The following is a 16,203-nucleotide window of genomic DNA, read 5'->3' as shown; positions in this document are numbered from 1 at the left end:
GCCTAGTAGGTCAACCGGCCTTCGAGCGATGCCAGTGTCCGATCCCGCCGATCCGACACCAGCGCCGCCGCGTGGGCCGCCGCCTCGACCACTGCGCGCGCCACGTCACGGGCGTCGACCCGGTGGAGGGACTGCGCGATCCACAGCCCCGACATCCCGCCCTGCCAGTCCACCTCGACGCTCACCAGCCCGGACGGGTGGGTGACCCGGGCCCGCGCCGTGGACAGCTGGTGCAGCGCGTCCTCGAGGGAGTCGAGGCCCGCGGTCGCGCGGGCGACCGCCGCGTCCATCTCCGATCCGCTCACAGTGGCTTCATCCAGGTGTGCGGGACGCTGCCCGGGTCCGGCGCCGATTGGTCCGGCGCCGGCAGCCCCAGATCCTCCAGGACCGGTGTGGGTACGCCGGCCTCGGCCAGGTCCTCGCGGCGCCGCAACCTCGCCGACACGGTGGCGGCGCGGCCCACGTCGAGAATCGCGACCGCGAGTGCCTCTCCGCCGTAACGCATCTCACGAGGGTCGATGCGGAGGTCCAGCGGCAGACCGCGATCCGTCGCGGTGACGGTGACCGTTCCCGAGCGGTTCGCGGCGGTCGCCACGGCGACCCCCTCGTGGTCGTGACCCGGCGCGGGTGGGGCCGTGGGAGCGGGATCCGGGTCGGCCGCGCCGAGCACGGCGGCGACGGGGACACCGGGACCGAACGCGCTCATACGGTCGGCCGGTAGAAGCCATAGAAGCCCATTCCCATGTTCGCCGTGCGCACGGCGCTGACCTGCACGGGGTCTCCGGCCTCGATCATCTGGCCGTTCCCGATCACCATCGCGACGTGACCGTCCCACACGGCGAGGTCGCCGGGCATCAGGTCCGTCTGGTCGACGGGGCAGCCGACGTTCTGCTCCTGCGCCAGCCGGGGGATCTCGACGCCCGCTTCACCGTAGGCCCACTGGGTCAGTCCGGAGCAGTCCAGGCCCTGGCCGGGTGTCGTCCCGCCCCACGAGTAGGGGACGCCCTGCTGACTGAGCGCATTGCGGACCGCCTCCGCGGCCTCCCTGTTCGGGGCCATCGCGGTGCTGCCGTCGGGAAGGAACACCTCGACGCCGCCGCTGCAGTCCGAGGACGCGGCGCTGCCGGTGCCTCCCGCGACCGGTGCGGGGGCGGGCGAACCGGTGTACTCCGAGCAGGCAGGTCCCGGCGCCGAGGAGGCGGCGTCCGCGAAACCCTGCACGAACCCGCTGAAGGCGTCCCCACGCTGCTGGAGACCCGACAGCGACAGGGTGGGCGTGACCGCGGTCGGCCGGACCGCCGCCTGAACCGTCCCCGCCGGGGTCAGGGCCGGATCCGGCGCGGTCATTTCGGCCATCGCGGCGGTGTGGACGCAGAGTTCGGCGCGGACCCGCGCGACCACGGCCATGCCGCGGGACAGGTGGTCGATCGCGGACGCGACGATCGCGACCTGCCCGGCCGGGGTGGCCAGGGCCGGGCCGGCCGAAACGGCCGTGGAGACGAACGACGCGACGATCGACTGCAGCTCGGCCAGGCCCGCGCCGACGACCTCGGACGCCGCGGTGAGCACGGACGCGATCTCGGTGCCGCGCTCGGAGAGCTGGACCTGCTGGACCTGGGCCTGCTCCGCCTTGATCTGGGCGCCCTCGGCGGCCGCGCCCGACCACACGGCGCCGAGTTCGGCGAGAGCGAGTTTGCCGATGGCATGAGCGGAGTCGAGCGCGGCGGAGGCGACCGCGAGCGCCTGCGGTGGTCCGTCCGCGGGCAGGGCCCCCGTCCCGAACGTCGCGACCAGGTCCGTCAGGGGCCGCGCCAGCACGTCGACGGCGATCATGCGTCATCCCCCGATCCGGCGCCCGCCGCCGCCAGGCCCGTCGCGACGCCCAGGTCGGCCTCGTCGTACGCGGTCGCCGACTCGGACGCCGCGGCACCCATGCTGTCGAGGGTGTCCGCGAGATTCGTCAACCCGGCGGTGTGCGAGCTGTGGGCAGCGGTGAATGCCGCCAGGAAATCGCCACCGATCACGCCGAACACCGGCGCGAGCAGACCCGGCCCGGCCGCCGCGGCGCCCGTCGCGGCCGCTCTCGCCTCGGCGGCCATCGTCGTGGCGGTCGCCCCGTACCCCCGGATTCCGTCGGTCACCGCTGAAAACTCGGTCATCGCCCGCTTCCCCCCGTCGTTGTCGGCTGCACAGTCCTCGCGTCTGCACAGCTGTCCTGTCACGAAGTAGGACGCATGTTCGCGCGGACCGGTTCCCGTCGGTTGCCTATCCTTGAAGGCCATGGACACGCACGTGGTCGACCACCCCCTCGCGGCATCACTGTTGACCACGATGCGGGACGAGCGCAGCAGCAATCCGGCGTTCCGGGCGGCGTTGCGCGAACTCACCCACATGCTGATCTACGAGGCCATCCGCGACGCCGAGGTCGAGGAGTTCGACATCGTCACCCCGGTCGCGCCGGCGCGCGGGGTGCGCCTCGCGAAGCCCCCGTTGCTGGTGCCGGTGCTGCGCGCCGGGCTCGGCATGGTCGAGCAGGCGAGCTCGCTGATCCCGCAGTCGCAGGTCGGCTTCGTCGGCATGGCCCGCGACGAGCGAACCCACCAACCGGTTCCGTACCTGGAATCCCTGCCGGCGGACCTGGCGGGGATCCCCGTCTACGTCCTCGACCCGATGCTCGCCACCGGCGGCTCGATGGTGCGGACCCTCGAGTTGCTCGCCGAACGCGGCGCCACCGACGTCACCGCGGTGTGCGTGGTCGCCGCGCCTCAGGGTGTCGAAGCGCTCGCGGAGTCGGGTGTACCGGTTCGTCTGGTGACGGCGAGCATCGACGAGGGACTCAACGACGACGCCTACATCGTGCCGGGCCTCGGCGACGCGGGCGACCGGCAGTTCGGGCCCCGCAACATCTGACGCGCGTCCTCACCCCTGCGCGGCGGCGAACGTCGCGCAGGCACGCAGTGTCTCCACCGCCGCGGCCCGCGCGCGGGGCAGGTCGGCGCGATCGGCCACCGGTTCGACGGCCTCGACGTAGCACTTGAGCTTCGGTTCGGTTCCGGACGGCCGCACCACCACCCGGACGCCGTCCCCGGTCAGCACGAGGGCGTCGGTGCGGTCCTGCCCACGCCGGTCGAGCAGGTCCTCCGCGGTGACCGGTCGACCCGCCAGTTCGGTCGGCAGGTCGGCCCGGAGCCGACCCATGAGCGCGGTGATCCGTTCGACGTGCTCGACGCGCAGCGACACCTGCGTGGTGGCGTGGACCCCGAACTCGACCGCCAGGTCGTCGAGTGCGTCGAGGAGCGTGCGTCCCCGCGACTTCAGCTCGGCGGCGAGATCGGCGAGCGCGACGGCGGCGGAGACTCCGTCCTTGTCCCGCACCGACTCCGGGTCGACGCAGTGCCCGATCGCCTCCTCGTAGGCGTACACCAGCCCGCTGCCCGCGCGCACCAGCCACTTGAACCCGGTGAGGGTCTGCGCGAAGCGGGCGCCGCGGGCGGCGGCGATCCGTGCGAGCAGTTGCGACGACACCACCGTGGTGGCCACGAGCGGGTCGGAGTCCGCCGGTCGACCCGACAGGATCCGGTCGCCGAGCAGTGCCCCCGTCTCGTCGCCGGTGAGCATCCGCCAGCCGTCCGCGGTGGGCACGCCGACGGCGCAGCGGTCGGCGTCCGGGTCGAGCGCGATCGCGAGGTCGGCGTCCACCCGGGCGGCGGTGGCGAGCAGGGCGTCGGTGGCGCCGGGTTCCTCCGGATTGGGGAACGCGACGGTGGGGAAGTCGGGGTCGGGTGCGAACTGCTCGGCGACGGTGTGGATCTCGGCGAACCCGGCCGCCTGCAGGGCCTCGACGGCGACACCGCCGCCCACTCCGTGCAGCGGGGTCAGCGCGATCCGCAGGTCGCGTGCGGTGCCGCGCGGCAGCGTCGCGACCCGGGCGAGGTAGTCACGGACCAGGGTCGTGCCGTCGGCGGGTGAGACGGGGGATCGGGGCACGTCGACGGCGGGACCGACCGCGGCGATCGCCGCCTCGATCTCCCGATCCGCGGGTGAGACCAGTTGCGCGCCGCTGTCGAGGTAGACCTTGTACCCGTTGTCGGTGGCCGGGTTGTGCGACGCGGTGATCTGCACGCCGAGTTGCGCTCCGAGTGCGCGGACGGCGTAGGCGAGCACAGGCGTCGGCGTCGGTCCGGGCAGCAGCACAACCGAGAATCCCGCTGCGGCAAACACTTCGGCGGTCGTGGTGGCGAAGACCGCGCTGCCGTGACGGCCGTCGCGGGCGACCACGACCACGGATCCGCCGAGGCATCTCGACTGCAGCCAGGCCGAGATCCCGGCGGTCGTGCGGGTGACCACGGCGACGTTCATGCCGTCGGGCCCGGCGTGCAGGGGGCCGCGCAGTCCCGCGGTTCCGAACGTCAGTTTCGACGAGAATCGTTGCGCGAGTTCGCCTTCCGTGAGGCCGGCGAGTTCGGTGCGGGCGGCGGGGTCGGGATCGCCCGCGATCCACGCGTCCACGGCGCCGCGGAGCCCGGGATTCACAGCGCGGCCACCAGTTCCCGCAACAGCTCGCCGATCCGACCGGCCGACGCGGCGCCGGCGGCCAGCACCTCGGCGTGGTCGAGGTTCTCGCCGGTGATCCCGGCGGCCAGGTTGGTGACGAGCGAGATGCCCAGGACCTCCGCGCCCAGCGCGCGGGCGGCGATCGTCTCGTGCACGGTCGACATGCCGACCAGGTCGGCGCCGAGGGTGCGCAGCATCCGGATCTCGGCGGGGGTCTCGTAATGCGGGCCGGGGAGGCCCGCGTACACGCCCTCCTCGAGGGTCGGGTCGATGGTGCGGGCGAGAGTGCGCAGGCGGGGGGAGTAGGCGTCGACGAGGTCGACGAACTGGGCACCGACGAGGGGCGAGCGGGCGGTCAGGTTGACGTGGTCGCTGATCAGGACCGGCTGCCCGACCCGCAGTCCGGACCGGATTCCGCCCGCGGCGTTGGTGAGGACGACCGTCCGGACGCCGGCCGCGACCGCGGTGCGCACCGGGTGCACGACCTGGGCGAGGTCGTGGCCCTCGTAGGCGTGGGTGCGTCCGAGCAGGACGAGGACCGTGGCGTCCCCGATCCGTACCGACGAGACGGTTCCGCTGTGGCCGGCGGCCGAGGGGGTGGCGAATCCGGGGAGGTCGGCCATCGGAATGCGCGAGCCGGGCCGACCGAACGCGTCGGCCGCGGCCTGCCATCCCGAGCCGAGGACGATCGCGACGTCGTGCTTCGCCACGCCGGTGTGTTCGGCGAGAACCTGTGCGGCCTGCTGTTCGGGGGTGCCCATGAAGGCACACAGTACTGGCGACACCACAAGTTACTCGCAGGTAGTATTTCGGCATGCCTTACCTCGAGCGCGTCGGCGACGTCCACATTCTCCACCTCGGTGACCAGGGCCGGACGGACAGCGAGAACCGCTTCCACCCGGACTGGATCGACCGGTTCCACGCCCTGCTCGACGAGGTCGAGGCGGCCGAGGGTCCGGCCGCGCTGGTGGTCGCGGCGTCCGGCAAGTACTTCACCAACGGCCTCGACACAGACTGGTTGTTCGGCAACCTCGACAAGATCCACGGCTACCTCGACCGGGTGCACACGATCTTCACCCGGCTGCTGACCTTCCCGATGACGACCGTCGCGGCGATCCAGGGCCACGCCTTCGGAGCCGGTGCGATGCTGGCCGTCTCGTGCGACCTGCGTGTCATGCGCGCGGACCGCGGCTTCTACTGCCTGCCCGAGGCGAACCTGAACATGCCGTTCACGATCGGGATGAACGCACTGATGACCACCCAGCTGCCCCGGCTGGTCGCCGTGGAGGCGATGACCACGAGCCGTCGGTACGGCGGCGCCGACGCCCTCGCAGCCGGGATCGTCAACGAGACCGCCGACGGAGACGGCGTGCTCGCCGCGGCGGTCTCCCGCGCCGGCGCGACGGTGGCACTGCACGGGCCGAACCTCCGCAAGATCAAGTCCGACCTGCACGCCCCCATCCTGACCGCGCTCGCCGTCCCGACCGATCCGACGAACCTCTCGTTCGGGTAGCGGCTGCGCCGCAGTGGTGCACTTGTGGACGCCCCGACGTCCGTAAGTGCACCACTGCGGCTTCGCCGCCCTCCGAGGTGAGAGACTGGAAATCGTGACCTCGGATGTGGACCGGACGATTACCGTCGCCCAGACGGACCTGATCGCGCTGTCCCATTCCCTCCACGCCGAGCCGGAACTGTCCTTCGCCGAGCATCGCAGCGCCGCCAAGACCACGGAAGTGCTGTCCCGGTACGGCTTCGAGGTGACCACCGCCTACGCGGACCTGCCGACCGCGCTGTGCGCGGAGTACGGCAGCGGTGAGATGGTGATCGGCATCTTCGCCGAGTACGACGCCCTGCCCGAGATCGGCCACGCGTGCGGGCACAACATCATCGCCGCGGCAGCCGTCGGCGCCGGCGTCGCGCTCGCGCCGCTGGCGGACCGGCTCGGCATCACGGTCCGGGTGATCGGCACCCCGGCCGAGGAGAGCGGCGGCGGCAAGGTGGTCATGCTCGAACGGGGTGCGTTCGACGACCTGGCCATGGCCGCGATGGTGCACCCCGGACCCGAGGACATCGCCGGGGCCACGTCACTCGCGATGGCCGACCTCGCCGTCACCTACGCCGGTCGCGAGGCGCACGCCTCCGCTGCACCGCAGCACGGCCGCAACGCCGCCGACGCCGCGACCGTCGCCCAGGTGGGTCTGGGACTGCTCCGCCAGCACCTCGCGCCGGGACAGCAGATGCACGGAATCGTCAGCGACGGCGGTGTGGCGCCGAACATCGTTCCCGCCCGCACCGAGATGCTGTACTACCTGCGCGCACGGACCTCCGATTCGCTCGACGAGCTCACCCGGCGGGCGCTGGCCTGCTTCGAGGCCGGTGCGCTCGCCGCCGGTTGTACGCACGAGATCCGCACCGTCTCACCCAATTACGTCGAGCTTCGGCCGGACCCCTGGCTGGTGGGGGCCTACCGGGAACTGATCGAAACGATGGGCCGCACACCGCTGCCCCCCGACCGGGAAGGATCGCGCCCCCTGGGCAGTACCGACATGGGAAACGTGACGCATGTGATTCCGGGGATCCACCCGGTGATCGGGATCGAAGCGGCCGGTGCGGTGACGCACCAGCCGGAGTTCGCGGCGGCGTGTGTGACGCCCTCCGCCGACCGCGCCGTGCTCGACGGTGCCCGCGCGCTGGCGGGCACCGCGATCGCCGCCGCGACCGATCCGGTGCAGCGCGCACGTCTCCTCGGCGTCGTCGCCGACCGACGGGGGGCACGGTCGTGAGCAACTGGATCGACCGCTGGGTCGAGGACCACACATCCGACCTGTCGGCGTGGCGCAGGCACATCCACGCCCATCCCGAACTCGCGCGTCGCGAGTTCGCCACCACCGAGTTCGTCGCCGGCAAGCTCACCGCGGCCGGCCTCGAACCCCGGATCCTGCCCGGCGGAACCGGACTGACCTGCGACATCGGGCCGGACGGACCGCGGGTGGCGTTGCGCGCCGACATGGACGCACTGCCGCTGCAGGAAGACACGGGCGCGCCGTACTCGTCGACCGTCCCCGGTGTCTCGCACGCCTGCGGCCACGACGCGCACACCACCATCCTGCTGGGCGCCGGACTGGCACTCGCGCAGGCACCGGAGCCGCTGCCCTACGGCGTGCGCCTGGTGTTCCAGCCGGCGGAAGAGGTCATGCCCGGTGGTGCGCTCGACGTCGTCGCCACCGGCGCGATGAAGGACGTGTCGAGAATATTTGCGCTGCACTGTGATCCGCGGCTGGCGGCGGGCCGCGTCGGGGTGCGTCTCGGCGCGATCACCTCGGCCGCCGACACGGTCGAGTTGCTGCTCGACTCGCCCGGCGGGCACACCTCCCGTCCGCACCTGACCACCGACCTGGTCTACGCGCTCGGCACCGTCATCACCGGTCTGCCCGGCATGCTCAGCCGGAGGATCGATCCGCGAACCAGCACCGTGATGGTGTGGGGCGCGGTCAGCGCCGGTCAGGCCCCCAACGCCATCCCGCAGACCGGACGCCTCGTCGGTACCGTCCGCACCGGCGACCACGACACCTGGGCGCTGCTCGAGCCGCTCGTGCGGGAGATCGTGCACGGCCTGCTCGCCCCCACCGGTGTGCGCTACGAACTGAACTACCGGCGCGGCGTCCCCCCGGTCGTCAACGACGAGGTGTCGACCCGGATGTTCGAACACGCCATCTCGCAGCTCGGCCCCGATGCGCTGTCCGACACCCCGCAGTCCGGCGGCGGCGAGGACTTCTCCTGGTACCTCGAGGAGGTCCCGGGGGCGATGGCACGGCTCGGGGTGTGGTCCGGCGTCGGCGAACAACTCGACATCCATCAGCCGACCTTCGATCTCGACGAACGAGCCCTGGCCGTCGGTGTGCGGGTGCTCGCCAACCTCGCGACAGGCGGCGAGCCGACGGTGCCCTGAGTGCGGCGAGCCGACGGCCCGGCCGGGCTGCTATTCGGAGTAGCCGATGGTCCCCGGGCCGACGTTGCGGCTGTTGCGGGTCCGCAGCTCACGGACGTAGTCCGCGGGCGCACCCGCGATCTCCGCGGCGTCGGCCATCACGCCGAGGTAGCGGGCCGACGGCAGACCGCCCTCGTACGCGTCGAGGACGTACAGCCATGCCAGAACCGACTCTCCGGTGTCGGTGTCGACGCGCAGCCGGATCTTGCGGTGGATGCCGAGTTCGGAGCCCTCCCAGCGGTCGAGCCGGACCTCGTCCTCGTCGGGGACGTCGTAGAGCACCACGAACACCCGCGAATCGGGGTCCTCGACGACGGTCGCGAGCGCGCCCTCCCAGCCGATGTCGCCGCCACTGAAGGTCAGGCGCCACCCGTTGAGCCAGCCCGTGCCCGCCATCGGCGAGTGGGGGCAACGCTCGAGCATCTGCTCCGGATGCATGTTGGATCCATACGCGGCGTATATCGGCACGGAGAAAGCGTAGACCGTGACCCGGCGGCCTTCGAACGGTATGCCGCCCGAACCGACCGTGTGGTCGCCGCCGCGCGACGCCGGGATGCGTCCGCCGTCGCCCGTCGATGTGCGCTCGACCGGCGCCGTTGAATAGGGTGGACGGACCGACGAGTGCGTGCACGCTGCCGAAACATGGAGGATGGATGAGCCGGATCGTGATCATTGGCGGAGGACCCGCGGGCTACGAGGCGGCTCTCGTCGCGGCGCAGCACGGGGCGTCGGTCACGCTGGTCGATTCGGACGGAATCGGTGGCGCGTGCGTGCTCTGGGACTGCGTGCCGTCGAAGACCTTCATCGCGTCGACGGGCGTGCGCACCGACATGCGCCGGGCCACCGACCTGGGCATCACGCTCGACCCGTCGCAGGCGACGATCTCCCTGCCGCAGATCAACTCCCGGGTCGTGAGCCTCGCGCAGGCGCAGTCCGCGGACATTCGCGACAAGCTGCAGACGGCCGGTGTCGAACTGCTCGCCGGCACCGCCGAGCTGATCGACCCGGTCATCGGCATGGCCTCCCACAAGGTCAAGGCGACCCTGGCGGACGGCGGCGAGCGGGTGCTCGAGGCCGATGTCGTGCTCATCGCGACCGGCGCGTCGCCCCGCGTCCTGCCGGGTGCCGAGCCGGACGGCGACCGCATCCTGAACTGGCGTCAGCTCTACGACCTCGAGTCGCTGCCCGAGCACCTCGTGGTCGTCGGCTCCGGCGTCACCGGTGCCGAGTTCGTCTCCGCGTACACCGAGATGGGCGTGCAGGTGACGATGGTGTCGAGCCGCGACCGGGTGCTGCCGCACGAGGACGCCGACGCCGCGCTGGTGCTCGAGGAAGCGCTGTCCGAGCGGGGTGTCACCCTGGTCAAGCACGCCCGGGCGGACGCCGTCGAACGCACCGAGGACGGGATCGTCGTGCGGCTGTCCGACGGTCGCACCGTCGCGGGCAGCCACGCCCTGATGACCGTCGGTTCCACGCCGAACACGTCCGGGCTGGGGCTCGAGAAGGTCGGCATCGAACTCGACCGCGGCGGCTACCTGCGCGTGGACCGGGTGTCGCGGACCAGCGTGTCGGGGATCTACGCGGCCGGCGACTGCACCGGTCTGCTCCCCCTGGCGTCGGTCGCGGCGATGCAGGGACGCATCGCGATGTACCACGCGCTCGGCGAGGGCGTGAGCCCGATCAAGCTCAAGACCGTCGCGTCGGCCGTCTTCACCCGCCCCGAGATCGCGAACGTCGGCGTCAGCCAGGCCTCGATCGACAGCGGCGAGGTACCCGCGCGCACGGTGATGCTGCCGCTGAACACGAACCCGCGCGCCAAGATGTCCAGCCTGCGGCGCGGTTTCGTGAAGATCTTCTGCCGCCCCGCGACCGGCGTCGTGATCGGCGGTGTCGTCGTGGCGCCGACCGCGTCGGAGCTGATCCTCCCGATCGCGATCGCGGTGCAGAACAACCTGTCGGTCAACGACCTGGCGCAGACCTTCTCGGTCTACCCCTCGCTGTCGGGATCGATCACCGAGGCCGCACGCCAGTTGATGAGGCACGACGACCTCGACTGAACGCGTCCGGGCTCACTCGACCCAGTCGTAGGTGCGCTCCACCGCACGGTTCCACTCCCGGTACAGCCGATCCCGTTGCTCCGCAGGCATGTTCGGGGTCCACGTCTTGCCGACCTCCCAGTTCGCGCGGATGTCGTCCTCGGACCTCCAGTACCCGACCGCGAGGCCGGCGGCGTAGGCGGCGCCCAGGGCGGTGGTCTCGTTGACGACCGGGCGGATCACGGGGACGTCGAGGATGTCGGCCTGGAACTGCATCAGGGTCTCGTTGAGCACCATGCCGCCGTCGACCTTCAGCGAGGTGAGCGCCACGCCCGAGTCCGCCTGCGCCGCCTCGATCACCTCGCGGGACTGGAAGGCGGTGGCCTCCAACGCCGCTCGCGCCAGATGCCCCTTGTTCACGAACCGCGTCAGGCCGACGATCGCGCCGCGCGCGTCCGGACGCCACCGGGGCGCGAACAGTCCGGAGAACGCGGGGACGAAGTAGGTGCCGCCGTTGTCGGGGACCGCGGAGGCCAGCAGCTCGACCTCCGTGGCGGAGTCGATGATGCCGAGGTTGTCGCGCAGCCACTGCACGAGAGATCCGGTCACGGCCACCGATCCCTCGAGTGCGTAGACGGGGGCGGCGTCGCCGATCCGGTAGCACAGTGTGGTCAGCAGGCCGTGTTCGCTGTGGACGGGTGTGGTGCCGGTGTTCAGCAGCAGGAAGTTGCCGGTGCCGTAGGTGTTCTTCGCCTCGCCCGGGGACAGGCAGGCCTGTCCGAACGTCGCGGCCTGCTGGTCGCCGAGGATGCCCGCCACCGGGACGCCCGCCAGGCTGCCGCGCGCACGCGACGTGCCGTACTGCTCGGACGAACTGCGGATCCGCGGCAGCATCGACATCGGGATCCGCATGTCCGCGCAGATGCTCTCGTCCCAGTCCAGCGTGCGCAGGTCCATCAGCATCGTCCGGGACGCGTTGGTGACGTCGGTCGCGTGCACGCCGCCGGTGAGGTTCCACAGGATCCAGCTGTCCATGGTGCCGAAGCACAGGTCGCCGGCCTCGGCGCGGTCGCGGACGCCGTCGACGTTGTCGAGAATCCAGCGCAGTTTCGGCCCGGAGAAGTACGTGGACAGCGGCAGCCCGGTGGTCTGCCGGTAGCGGTCCGGACCGTGGTCGCCGGCGAGTTCCTCGCACAGCTGGTCGGTGCGGGTGTCCTGCCAGACGATCGCGTTGTACACCGGTTCGCCCGTGGTCCGGTCCCAGACGACGGTGGTCTCGCGCTGATTGGTGATGCCGACCGCGGCGATGTCGTGGGCGGTGAGGTCCCGTTTGGCGAGGGCCGTGGCCACGACCTCCCGGGTGGACCGCCAGATCTCCGTCGCGTCGTGCTCGACCCATCCGGCCCGGGGGAAGATCTGGCGGTGCTCCTGCTGCGCCGAGCAGACCACGCGACCGCCGTGGTCGAAGATCATGCACCGACTCGACGTGGTGCCCTGGTCGATCGCGGCGATGTACTGGGGCACGGGCGTCCTCTCTCGGGCGGTCTCGGCTCGAACCTACTAGCCTGGGACCTGATTCGCCGACAACCTCGGGAGTGCGCGTGGACAGACAACCTGGTGTGCAGTTCCTCGGCCCACGGCAGCGGGAACTGGCGTGGGAGCAGTTGGGGACCGAGCAGTTCGACGTGGTGGTGATCGGCGGCGGAGTCGTCGGCGCCGGCGCCGCGCTGGACGCCGCGACCCGGGGTCTGAAGGTGGCGCTGGTGGAGGCCCGCGACTTCGCGTCGGGCACCTCGTCGCGGTCGTCGAAGATGTTCCACGGCGGGCTGCGCTACCTCGAGCAGCTCGAGTTCGGTCTGGTGGCGGAGGCGCTGCACGAGCGGGAACTGTCGATGTCGACGCTGGCGCCCCACCTGGTGAAGCCGCTCGAGTTCCTCTTCCCGCTCACGCATCGGGTGTGGGAGCGGCCCTACATGGCTGCCGGGTTCCTGCTGTACGACCGGATGGGTGGGTCGAAATCCGTTCCGGCGCAGAAACATCTGACCAGGGCCGGTGCCCTGCGGATGGCACCGGGTCTCAAGCGGCACGCCCTGATCGGCGGAATCCGGTACTACGACACCGTCGTCGACGACGCCCGGCACACCATGACCGTCGCGCGGACCGCGGCGCACTACGGGGCGGTGGTGCGGACGTCCACGCAGGTCGTCGCCTTCCTCCGTGAGGCGGATCGGGTTTCCGGTGTGCGCGTGCGTGATTCGGAGAACGGCAGCACGACCGAGGTGCGGGGACACGTGGTGATCAACGCGACCGGAGTGTGGACGGACGAGATCCAGGCACTGTCGAGCCAGCGTGGCCGGTTCCGGGTGCGGGCGTCGAAGGGCGTCCACGTGGTGGTGCCCCGCGACCGCATCGTCAGCGACGCGGCGATCATCCTGCGCACCGAGAAGTCGGTGCTGTTCGTCATCCCGTGGGGCGGGCACTGGATCATCGGCACCACGGACACCGACTGGAACCTCGACCTGGCGCACCCCGCGGCGACGAAGGCCGACATCGACTACATCCTCGGCCACGTCAACAAGGTGCTCGTCACGCCCCTGACCCACGACGACATCGACGGGGTGTACGCGGGACTGCGCCCGCTGCTGGCGGGGGAGAGCGACGAGACCTCCAAGCTCTCCCGCGAACACGCCGTGGCCCGCGTCGCGCCCGGGCTGGTCGCCATCGCCGGCGGCAAGTACACGACCTACCGGGTGATGGCGCAGGATGCGGTGGACGTGGCGTCCGAGGACGTCCCGGCCCGGGTCGCGTCGTCGATCACCGAGCGGGTGCCTCTGGTCGGCGCCGACGGCTACTTCGCGCTCGTCAACCAGACCGTTCATCTCGGCGAGCTCTACGGACTGCATCCGTACCGCGTCAAGCACCTGCTGGACCGGTACGGGTCCCTGGTCGACGAGGTGCTCGAACACGGCCGGGCGACGCCGGAGTTGCTGCAGCCGCTCACCGACGCCCCGGACTACCTGCAGGTCGAGATGGTGTACGCGGCGGCCGCCGAGGGGGCGCTGCACCTCGAGGACATCCTCGCCCGCCGGACCCGGATCGCGATCGAGTACCCGCACCGCGGCGTCAACTGCGCCGAACAGGTCGCCCGGCTCGTCGCGCCGATCCTGGGCTGGGACGAGGCCGCGGTCGACCGCGAAGTGTCGACGTACCGGGCCCGGGTCGAGGCCGAGGTGATGTCCCAGGCCCAGCCCGACGACCTGTCGGCGGACGCCTTGCGGGCCGCGGCGCCCGAGGCGCGTGCCGAGATCCTCGAACCGGTGCCGATCTCGCGGTGACGTCAGTGCGTGAGCACGAGCTTGAGCGCGACGACCACAACCGCGACGACCCCGAGAACGACTGAGCCGAAGAGGGTTTGCCCGGTCGGGCGTTCACCGCGCAGGCGGGCGATCACGAACGTGGTGCCTGCGATGCGGGTGACCACCAACACCTCGGCGATCACCAGGGCGGTGTTCAGCCCGATCCAGCCGGCGCCACCCATGGCGACGACGACGGTCGGGATGAGACCGGAGGTGAGGACGGGGACCGAGTCGCGGAGTTCGGCGACCCGCTCGACGGTGGTGAGGTTCCGTCCGGCGCGCGCGCTGCGGCCCACGGATTCGGCGAACGCGTGCGCGATGAAGGTGGCGATCGACGTCCCGATGACCACGGCACCGGCGTGCGAGACGCTGGTGTTGTGCAGGGGTATCAGCGCGGTCAGGACGAGAATGTTCCCGTAGACGTAGGCGCTGATCCGGCTGGCGGTGTCTTCGACGGAGATCGGCTGACGCGGCATGCGTTACAGCTTGGCACGGGGTGCACCCCGGTGTCGGATCGTGCGCGGCGTCAGCGGGTACGCACCACCGACCGGGGTGCCGAGCGGGCGGCGGGCACGGACAGCGCCATCATGGACAGCGCGAACAGGGTGAGCGCGACGGTGATCACGAGGACCTCCTGGATCGGTGGACTGTGGTGATTCCACGATCGCGCGCCCGTCCGTGAGCCACATCGGAGCACGCTGTGAACTCGCCGTGATTCGGTCCACCCCGCGGCGTCGGGGAGTTCAGGTCGTCGGTGGACGCCCGAGGCCGGCGGTGAGGGTGCGGATGCAGCGCACCGCGATGTCGGCGGGACGGGGCCCCGGTGTGTCGGTGTCGGTGCCCGCCCACGTCGCGACGGCCAGCCGCATCGCCGTGTTGCCCGCGACCGCCATCATGCGGACGTCCAGGGGATCGGCGTCCGGCCCCATCAGTGTCCCCAGCACGTCGACGAGAGCCTCCTCGGTCTCCTGCACGACCCGGAACCACACGGATTCGAGTGCCGGATCACCCGGGACGGCCCGAAGCAGGTCGCGGGTCAGGCGCAGCGCGTCGACGCCCGCCGGGCCGGGGACGCTGAGCGCGCGGCGGGCGGACGTCTCCAGCGCGACGGCGACGGGAACGTCGTCCGGTGTGGCGGCCAGGTCCCGGAGCCAGTCGGTCACGCCCGCGGAGAGGAGAGGGGTGACGGCCTCCTCCTTGGTCCGGAAGTACCGGTAGAAGGTGCGCAGGCCGATGCCTGCGGAGGTGGCGATGTCCTCCGCGGTGACGGCGCCGGTGCCGTGCGCGGCGAACAGTTCGGCGGCGCGGTGGGCTATCTCGACCTGGGTCCGCGCCTTGCGTCTCTCGGTGAGTGAACCGGGGGCTTGCGCTGAGGGGTCGGCCATGGCCACCATCATGACACGTCGTGCCACTCCGGCATGACGTGCAGGGGCGCGGGTCGCGCCGAAGGACAAGGAGCGCTGTTCATGAATCGATTCGAGGGACGTCCCGTTCTCGTCACCGGCGCGGGGTCCGGCATCGGCCAGGCGACCGTGGCCCGGCTCCTCGCCGAGGGCGCGGTCGTCGCGGCCGCGGACCTGTCCGAGCCGGGACTGGCGGTGACACGGGAGCGCGCCGAGGAGGCGGGCGTCGCCGACCGCCTGAGCACCGTGGTCGCCGACATCGCCGACGAGGCGTCGGTGCGGGACGCGATCGGTGGCGCGATCGCCGACCTCGGCGGCCTGCGGGTACTCGTCAACGCCGCCGGGATCCTGCGCGCGTCGCACACCGCCGAGACCACGCTCGAGTTCTGGAACACGATGATCGGCGTCAACCTGACCGGGACGTTCCTGGTGACCAGGCAGGCACTGCCCGCGCTCCTCGCGTCGGGCAGCGGTGTGGTGGTGAACTTCAGCTCCACCTCGGCGTCGTTCGCGCACCCCTACATGGCGGCCTACGCGGCGACGAAGGGCGGTATCCGGTCGTTCACCCACGCGATCGCACTCGAGTACGCCAAGCAGGGACTGCGCGCCGTTGCCGTCGAGCCCGGGTCCATCGCGTCCGGCATGACCAGCAACCCCGGGTTCCCCGAGGACGTCGACCCGAGCCTGATCGGCAAGCTGTACCCGTGGATCGGGAACGGTTTCGCGCCGCCGGAGGACGTCGCCGGCGTCATCGCGATGCTGGCCTCCGACGACGGAAAGTTCGTCACCGGCACCGAGATTCGCATCGACGGTGGCACCCACATGTGAGTGTGCGCCTGCGGTGCCTGTGCGTGTTCCTGGTGGCT

17 protein-coding genes are annotated in these 16,203 nt (G+C 71.4%); 7 read left to right on the top strand and 10 right to left on the bottom strand.

Annotation, left to right across the window (positions count from 1 at the left end; all coding sequences use genetic code 11):
• Nucleotides 1–2: 2 nt before the first annotated feature.
• The 4 genes from ACFYVR_RS20435 to ACFYVR_RS20420 are packed head-to-tail and all read right to left on the bottom strand — an operon-like array spanning nt 3 to nt 2,159.
• On the bottom strand, nt 3–305 hold the full coding sequence (locus tag ACFYVR_RS20435; RefSeq protein WP_387476523.1) for a YbaB/EbfC family nucleoid-associated protein: 303 nt from the start codon (nt 303–305) through the stop codon (nt 3–5).
• Nucleotides 302–706 carry a hypothetical protein gene (locus tag ACFYVR_RS20430; RefSeq protein WP_387476521.1) on the bottom strand — a complete coding sequence of 135 codons (405 nt, stop codon included), beginning with the start codon at nt 704–706 and terminating at the stop codon, nt 302–304. Before ACFYVR_RS20430 ends, ACFYVR_RS20435 begins: the two co-directional genes overlap by 4 nt.
• On the bottom strand, nt 703–1,833 hold the full coding sequence (locus ACFYVR_RS20425) for an NlpC/P60 family protein (RefSeq protein WP_387476519.1): 1,131 nt from the start codon (nt 1,831–1,833) through the stop codon (nt 703–705). Before ACFYVR_RS20425 ends, ACFYVR_RS20430 begins: the two co-directional genes overlap by 4 nt.
• Nucleotides 1,830–2,159, bottom strand: coding sequence for a type VII secretion target (locus ACFYVR_RS20420; protein WP_387476517.1), 330 nt, complete (start codon nt 2,157–2,159; stop codon nt 1,830–1,832). Before ACFYVR_RS20420 ends, ACFYVR_RS20425 begins: the two co-directional genes overlap by 4 nt.
• Before the next feature lie 121 nt (nt 2,160–2,280).
• On the opposite strand from ACFYVR_RS20420, the gene upp reads away from it, so the two are divergent.
• Nucleotides 2,281–2,910: a uracil phosphoribosyltransferase gene (gene upp, locus ACFYVR_RS20415; RefSeq protein WP_387476515.1), complete on the top strand. Its 630-nt coding sequence runs from the start codon at nt 2,281–2,283 to the stop codon at nt 2,908–2,910.
• Between the two features lie 9 nt (nt 2,911–2,919).
• Here the strand turns inward: upp and ACFYVR_RS20410 are convergent, their stop codons facing one another.
• Both ACFYVR_RS20410 and ACFYVR_RS20405 read right to left on the bottom strand, forming a co-directional pair.
• Nucleotides 2,920–4,533, bottom strand: a complete 1,614-nt coding sequence (locus ACFYVR_RS20410; protein WP_387476513.1) for a phospho-sugar mutase — start codon at nt 4,531–4,533, stop codon at nt 2,920–2,922.
• Nucleotides 4,530–5,315: a purine-nucleoside phosphorylase gene (locus tag ACFYVR_RS20405; RefSeq protein ID WP_387476511.1), complete on the bottom strand. Its 786-nt coding sequence runs from the start codon at nt 5,313–5,315 to the stop codon at nt 4,530–4,532. Before ACFYVR_RS20405 ends, ACFYVR_RS20410 begins: the two co-directional genes overlap by 4 nt.
• 53 nt (nt 5,316–5,368) lie before the next feature.
• Here ACFYVR_RS20405 and ACFYVR_RS20400 point away from each other — a divergent pair, with 53 nt between their 5' ends.
• The 3 genes from ACFYVR_RS20400 (at nt 5,369) to ACFYVR_RS20390 (ending at nt 8,503) form a co-directional block, all read left to right on the top strand.
• Nucleotides 5,369–6,067 carry an enoyl-CoA hydratase/isomerase family protein gene (locus tag ACFYVR_RS20400; protein WP_387476509.1) on the top strand — a complete coding sequence of 233 codons (699 nt, stop codon included), beginning with the start codon at nt 5,369–5,371 and terminating at the stop codon, nt 6,065–6,067.
• A gap of 94 nt (nt 6,068–6,161) precedes the next feature.
• Nucleotides 6,162–7,337: a M20 family metallopeptidase gene (locus ACFYVR_RS20395; RefSeq protein WP_387476507.1), complete on the top strand. Its 1,176-nt coding sequence runs from the start codon at nt 6,162–6,164 to the stop codon at nt 7,335–7,337.
• On the top strand, nt 7,334–8,503 hold the full coding sequence (locus ACFYVR_RS20390; protein WP_387476505.1) for a M20 family metallopeptidase: 1,170 nt from the start codon (nt 7,334–7,336) through the stop codon (nt 8,501–8,503). The genes ACFYVR_RS20395 and ACFYVR_RS20390 overlap by 4 nt, the downstream gene beginning before the upstream one ends.
• A gap of 30 nt (nt 8,504–8,533) precedes the next feature.
• Here ACFYVR_RS20390 and ACFYVR_RS20385 read toward each other — a convergent pair whose 3' ends face one another.
• The gene (locus tag ACFYVR_RS20385; protein WP_387476503.1) at nt 8,534–9,010 is read right to left on the bottom strand and encodes a gamma-glutamylcyclotransferase; all 477 of its coding nucleotides are present in this window, start codon (nt 9,008–9,010) and stop codon (nt 8,534–8,536) included.
• A gap of 185 nt (nt 9,011–9,195) precedes the next feature.
• On the opposite strand from ACFYVR_RS20385, the gene ACFYVR_RS20380 reads away from it, so the two are divergent.
• Nucleotides 9,196–10,599, top strand: coding sequence for an NAD(P)H-quinone dehydrogenase (locus tag ACFYVR_RS20380; RefSeq protein ID WP_387476501.1), 1,404 nt, complete (start codon nt 9,196–9,198; stop codon nt 10,597–10,599).
• Nucleotides 10,600–10,611: 12 nt separating this feature from the next.
• Here the strand turns inward: ACFYVR_RS20380 and glpK are convergent, their stop codons facing one another.
• Nucleotides 10,612–12,102, bottom strand: coding sequence for a glycerol kinase GlpK (glpK, locus tag ACFYVR_RS20375; RefSeq protein ID WP_387476499.1), 1,491 nt, complete (start codon nt 12,100–12,102; stop codon nt 10,612–10,614).
• Between the two features lie 77 nt (nt 12,103–12,179).
• Between glpK and ACFYVR_RS20370 the strand changes: the two genes are divergently transcribed.
• The gene (locus tag ACFYVR_RS20370) at nt 12,180–13,913 is read left to right on the top strand and encodes a glycerol-3-phosphate dehydrogenase/oxidase (protein ID WP_387476497.1); all 1,734 of its coding nucleotides are present in this window, start codon (nt 12,180–12,182) and stop codon (nt 13,911–13,913) included.
• A 2-nt stretch (nt 13,914–13,915) separates the two neighbouring features.
• Here the strand turns inward: ACFYVR_RS20370 and ACFYVR_RS20365 are convergent, their stop codons facing one another.
• A complete protein-coding gene (locus ACFYVR_RS20365) occupies nt 13,916–14,410 on the bottom strand; it encodes a hypothetical protein (RefSeq protein WP_387476495.1) in 495 nt (164 codons plus the stop codon).
• 267 nt (nt 14,411–14,677) lie between these two features.
• Nucleotides 14,678–15,319, bottom strand: coding sequence for a TetR family transcriptional regulator (locus tag ACFYVR_RS20360; protein ID WP_387476493.1), 642 nt, complete (start codon nt 15,317–15,319; stop codon nt 14,678–14,680).
• 81 nt (nt 15,320–15,400) lie between these two features.
• On the opposite strand from ACFYVR_RS20360, the gene ACFYVR_RS20355 reads away from it, so the two are divergent.
• Nucleotides 15,401–16,165, top strand: a complete 765-nt coding sequence (locus tag ACFYVR_RS20355) for an SDR family NAD(P)-dependent oxidoreductase (protein WP_387476491.1) — start codon at nt 15,401–15,403, stop codon at nt 16,163–16,165.
• Nucleotides 16,166–16,203: the final 38 nt, after the last annotated feature.

It is taken from the genome of Rhodococcus sp. NPDC003318 (assembly GCF_042879035.1).
In the GTDB taxonomy this organism is placed as follows: Bacteria; Actinomycetota; Actinomycetes; order Mycobacteriales; family Mycobacteriaceae; genus Rhodococcus_G.
The sequence above is the reverse complement of the archived record's forward strand: the minus strand, read 5'-3'. Positions and strand labels throughout refer to the sequence as shown.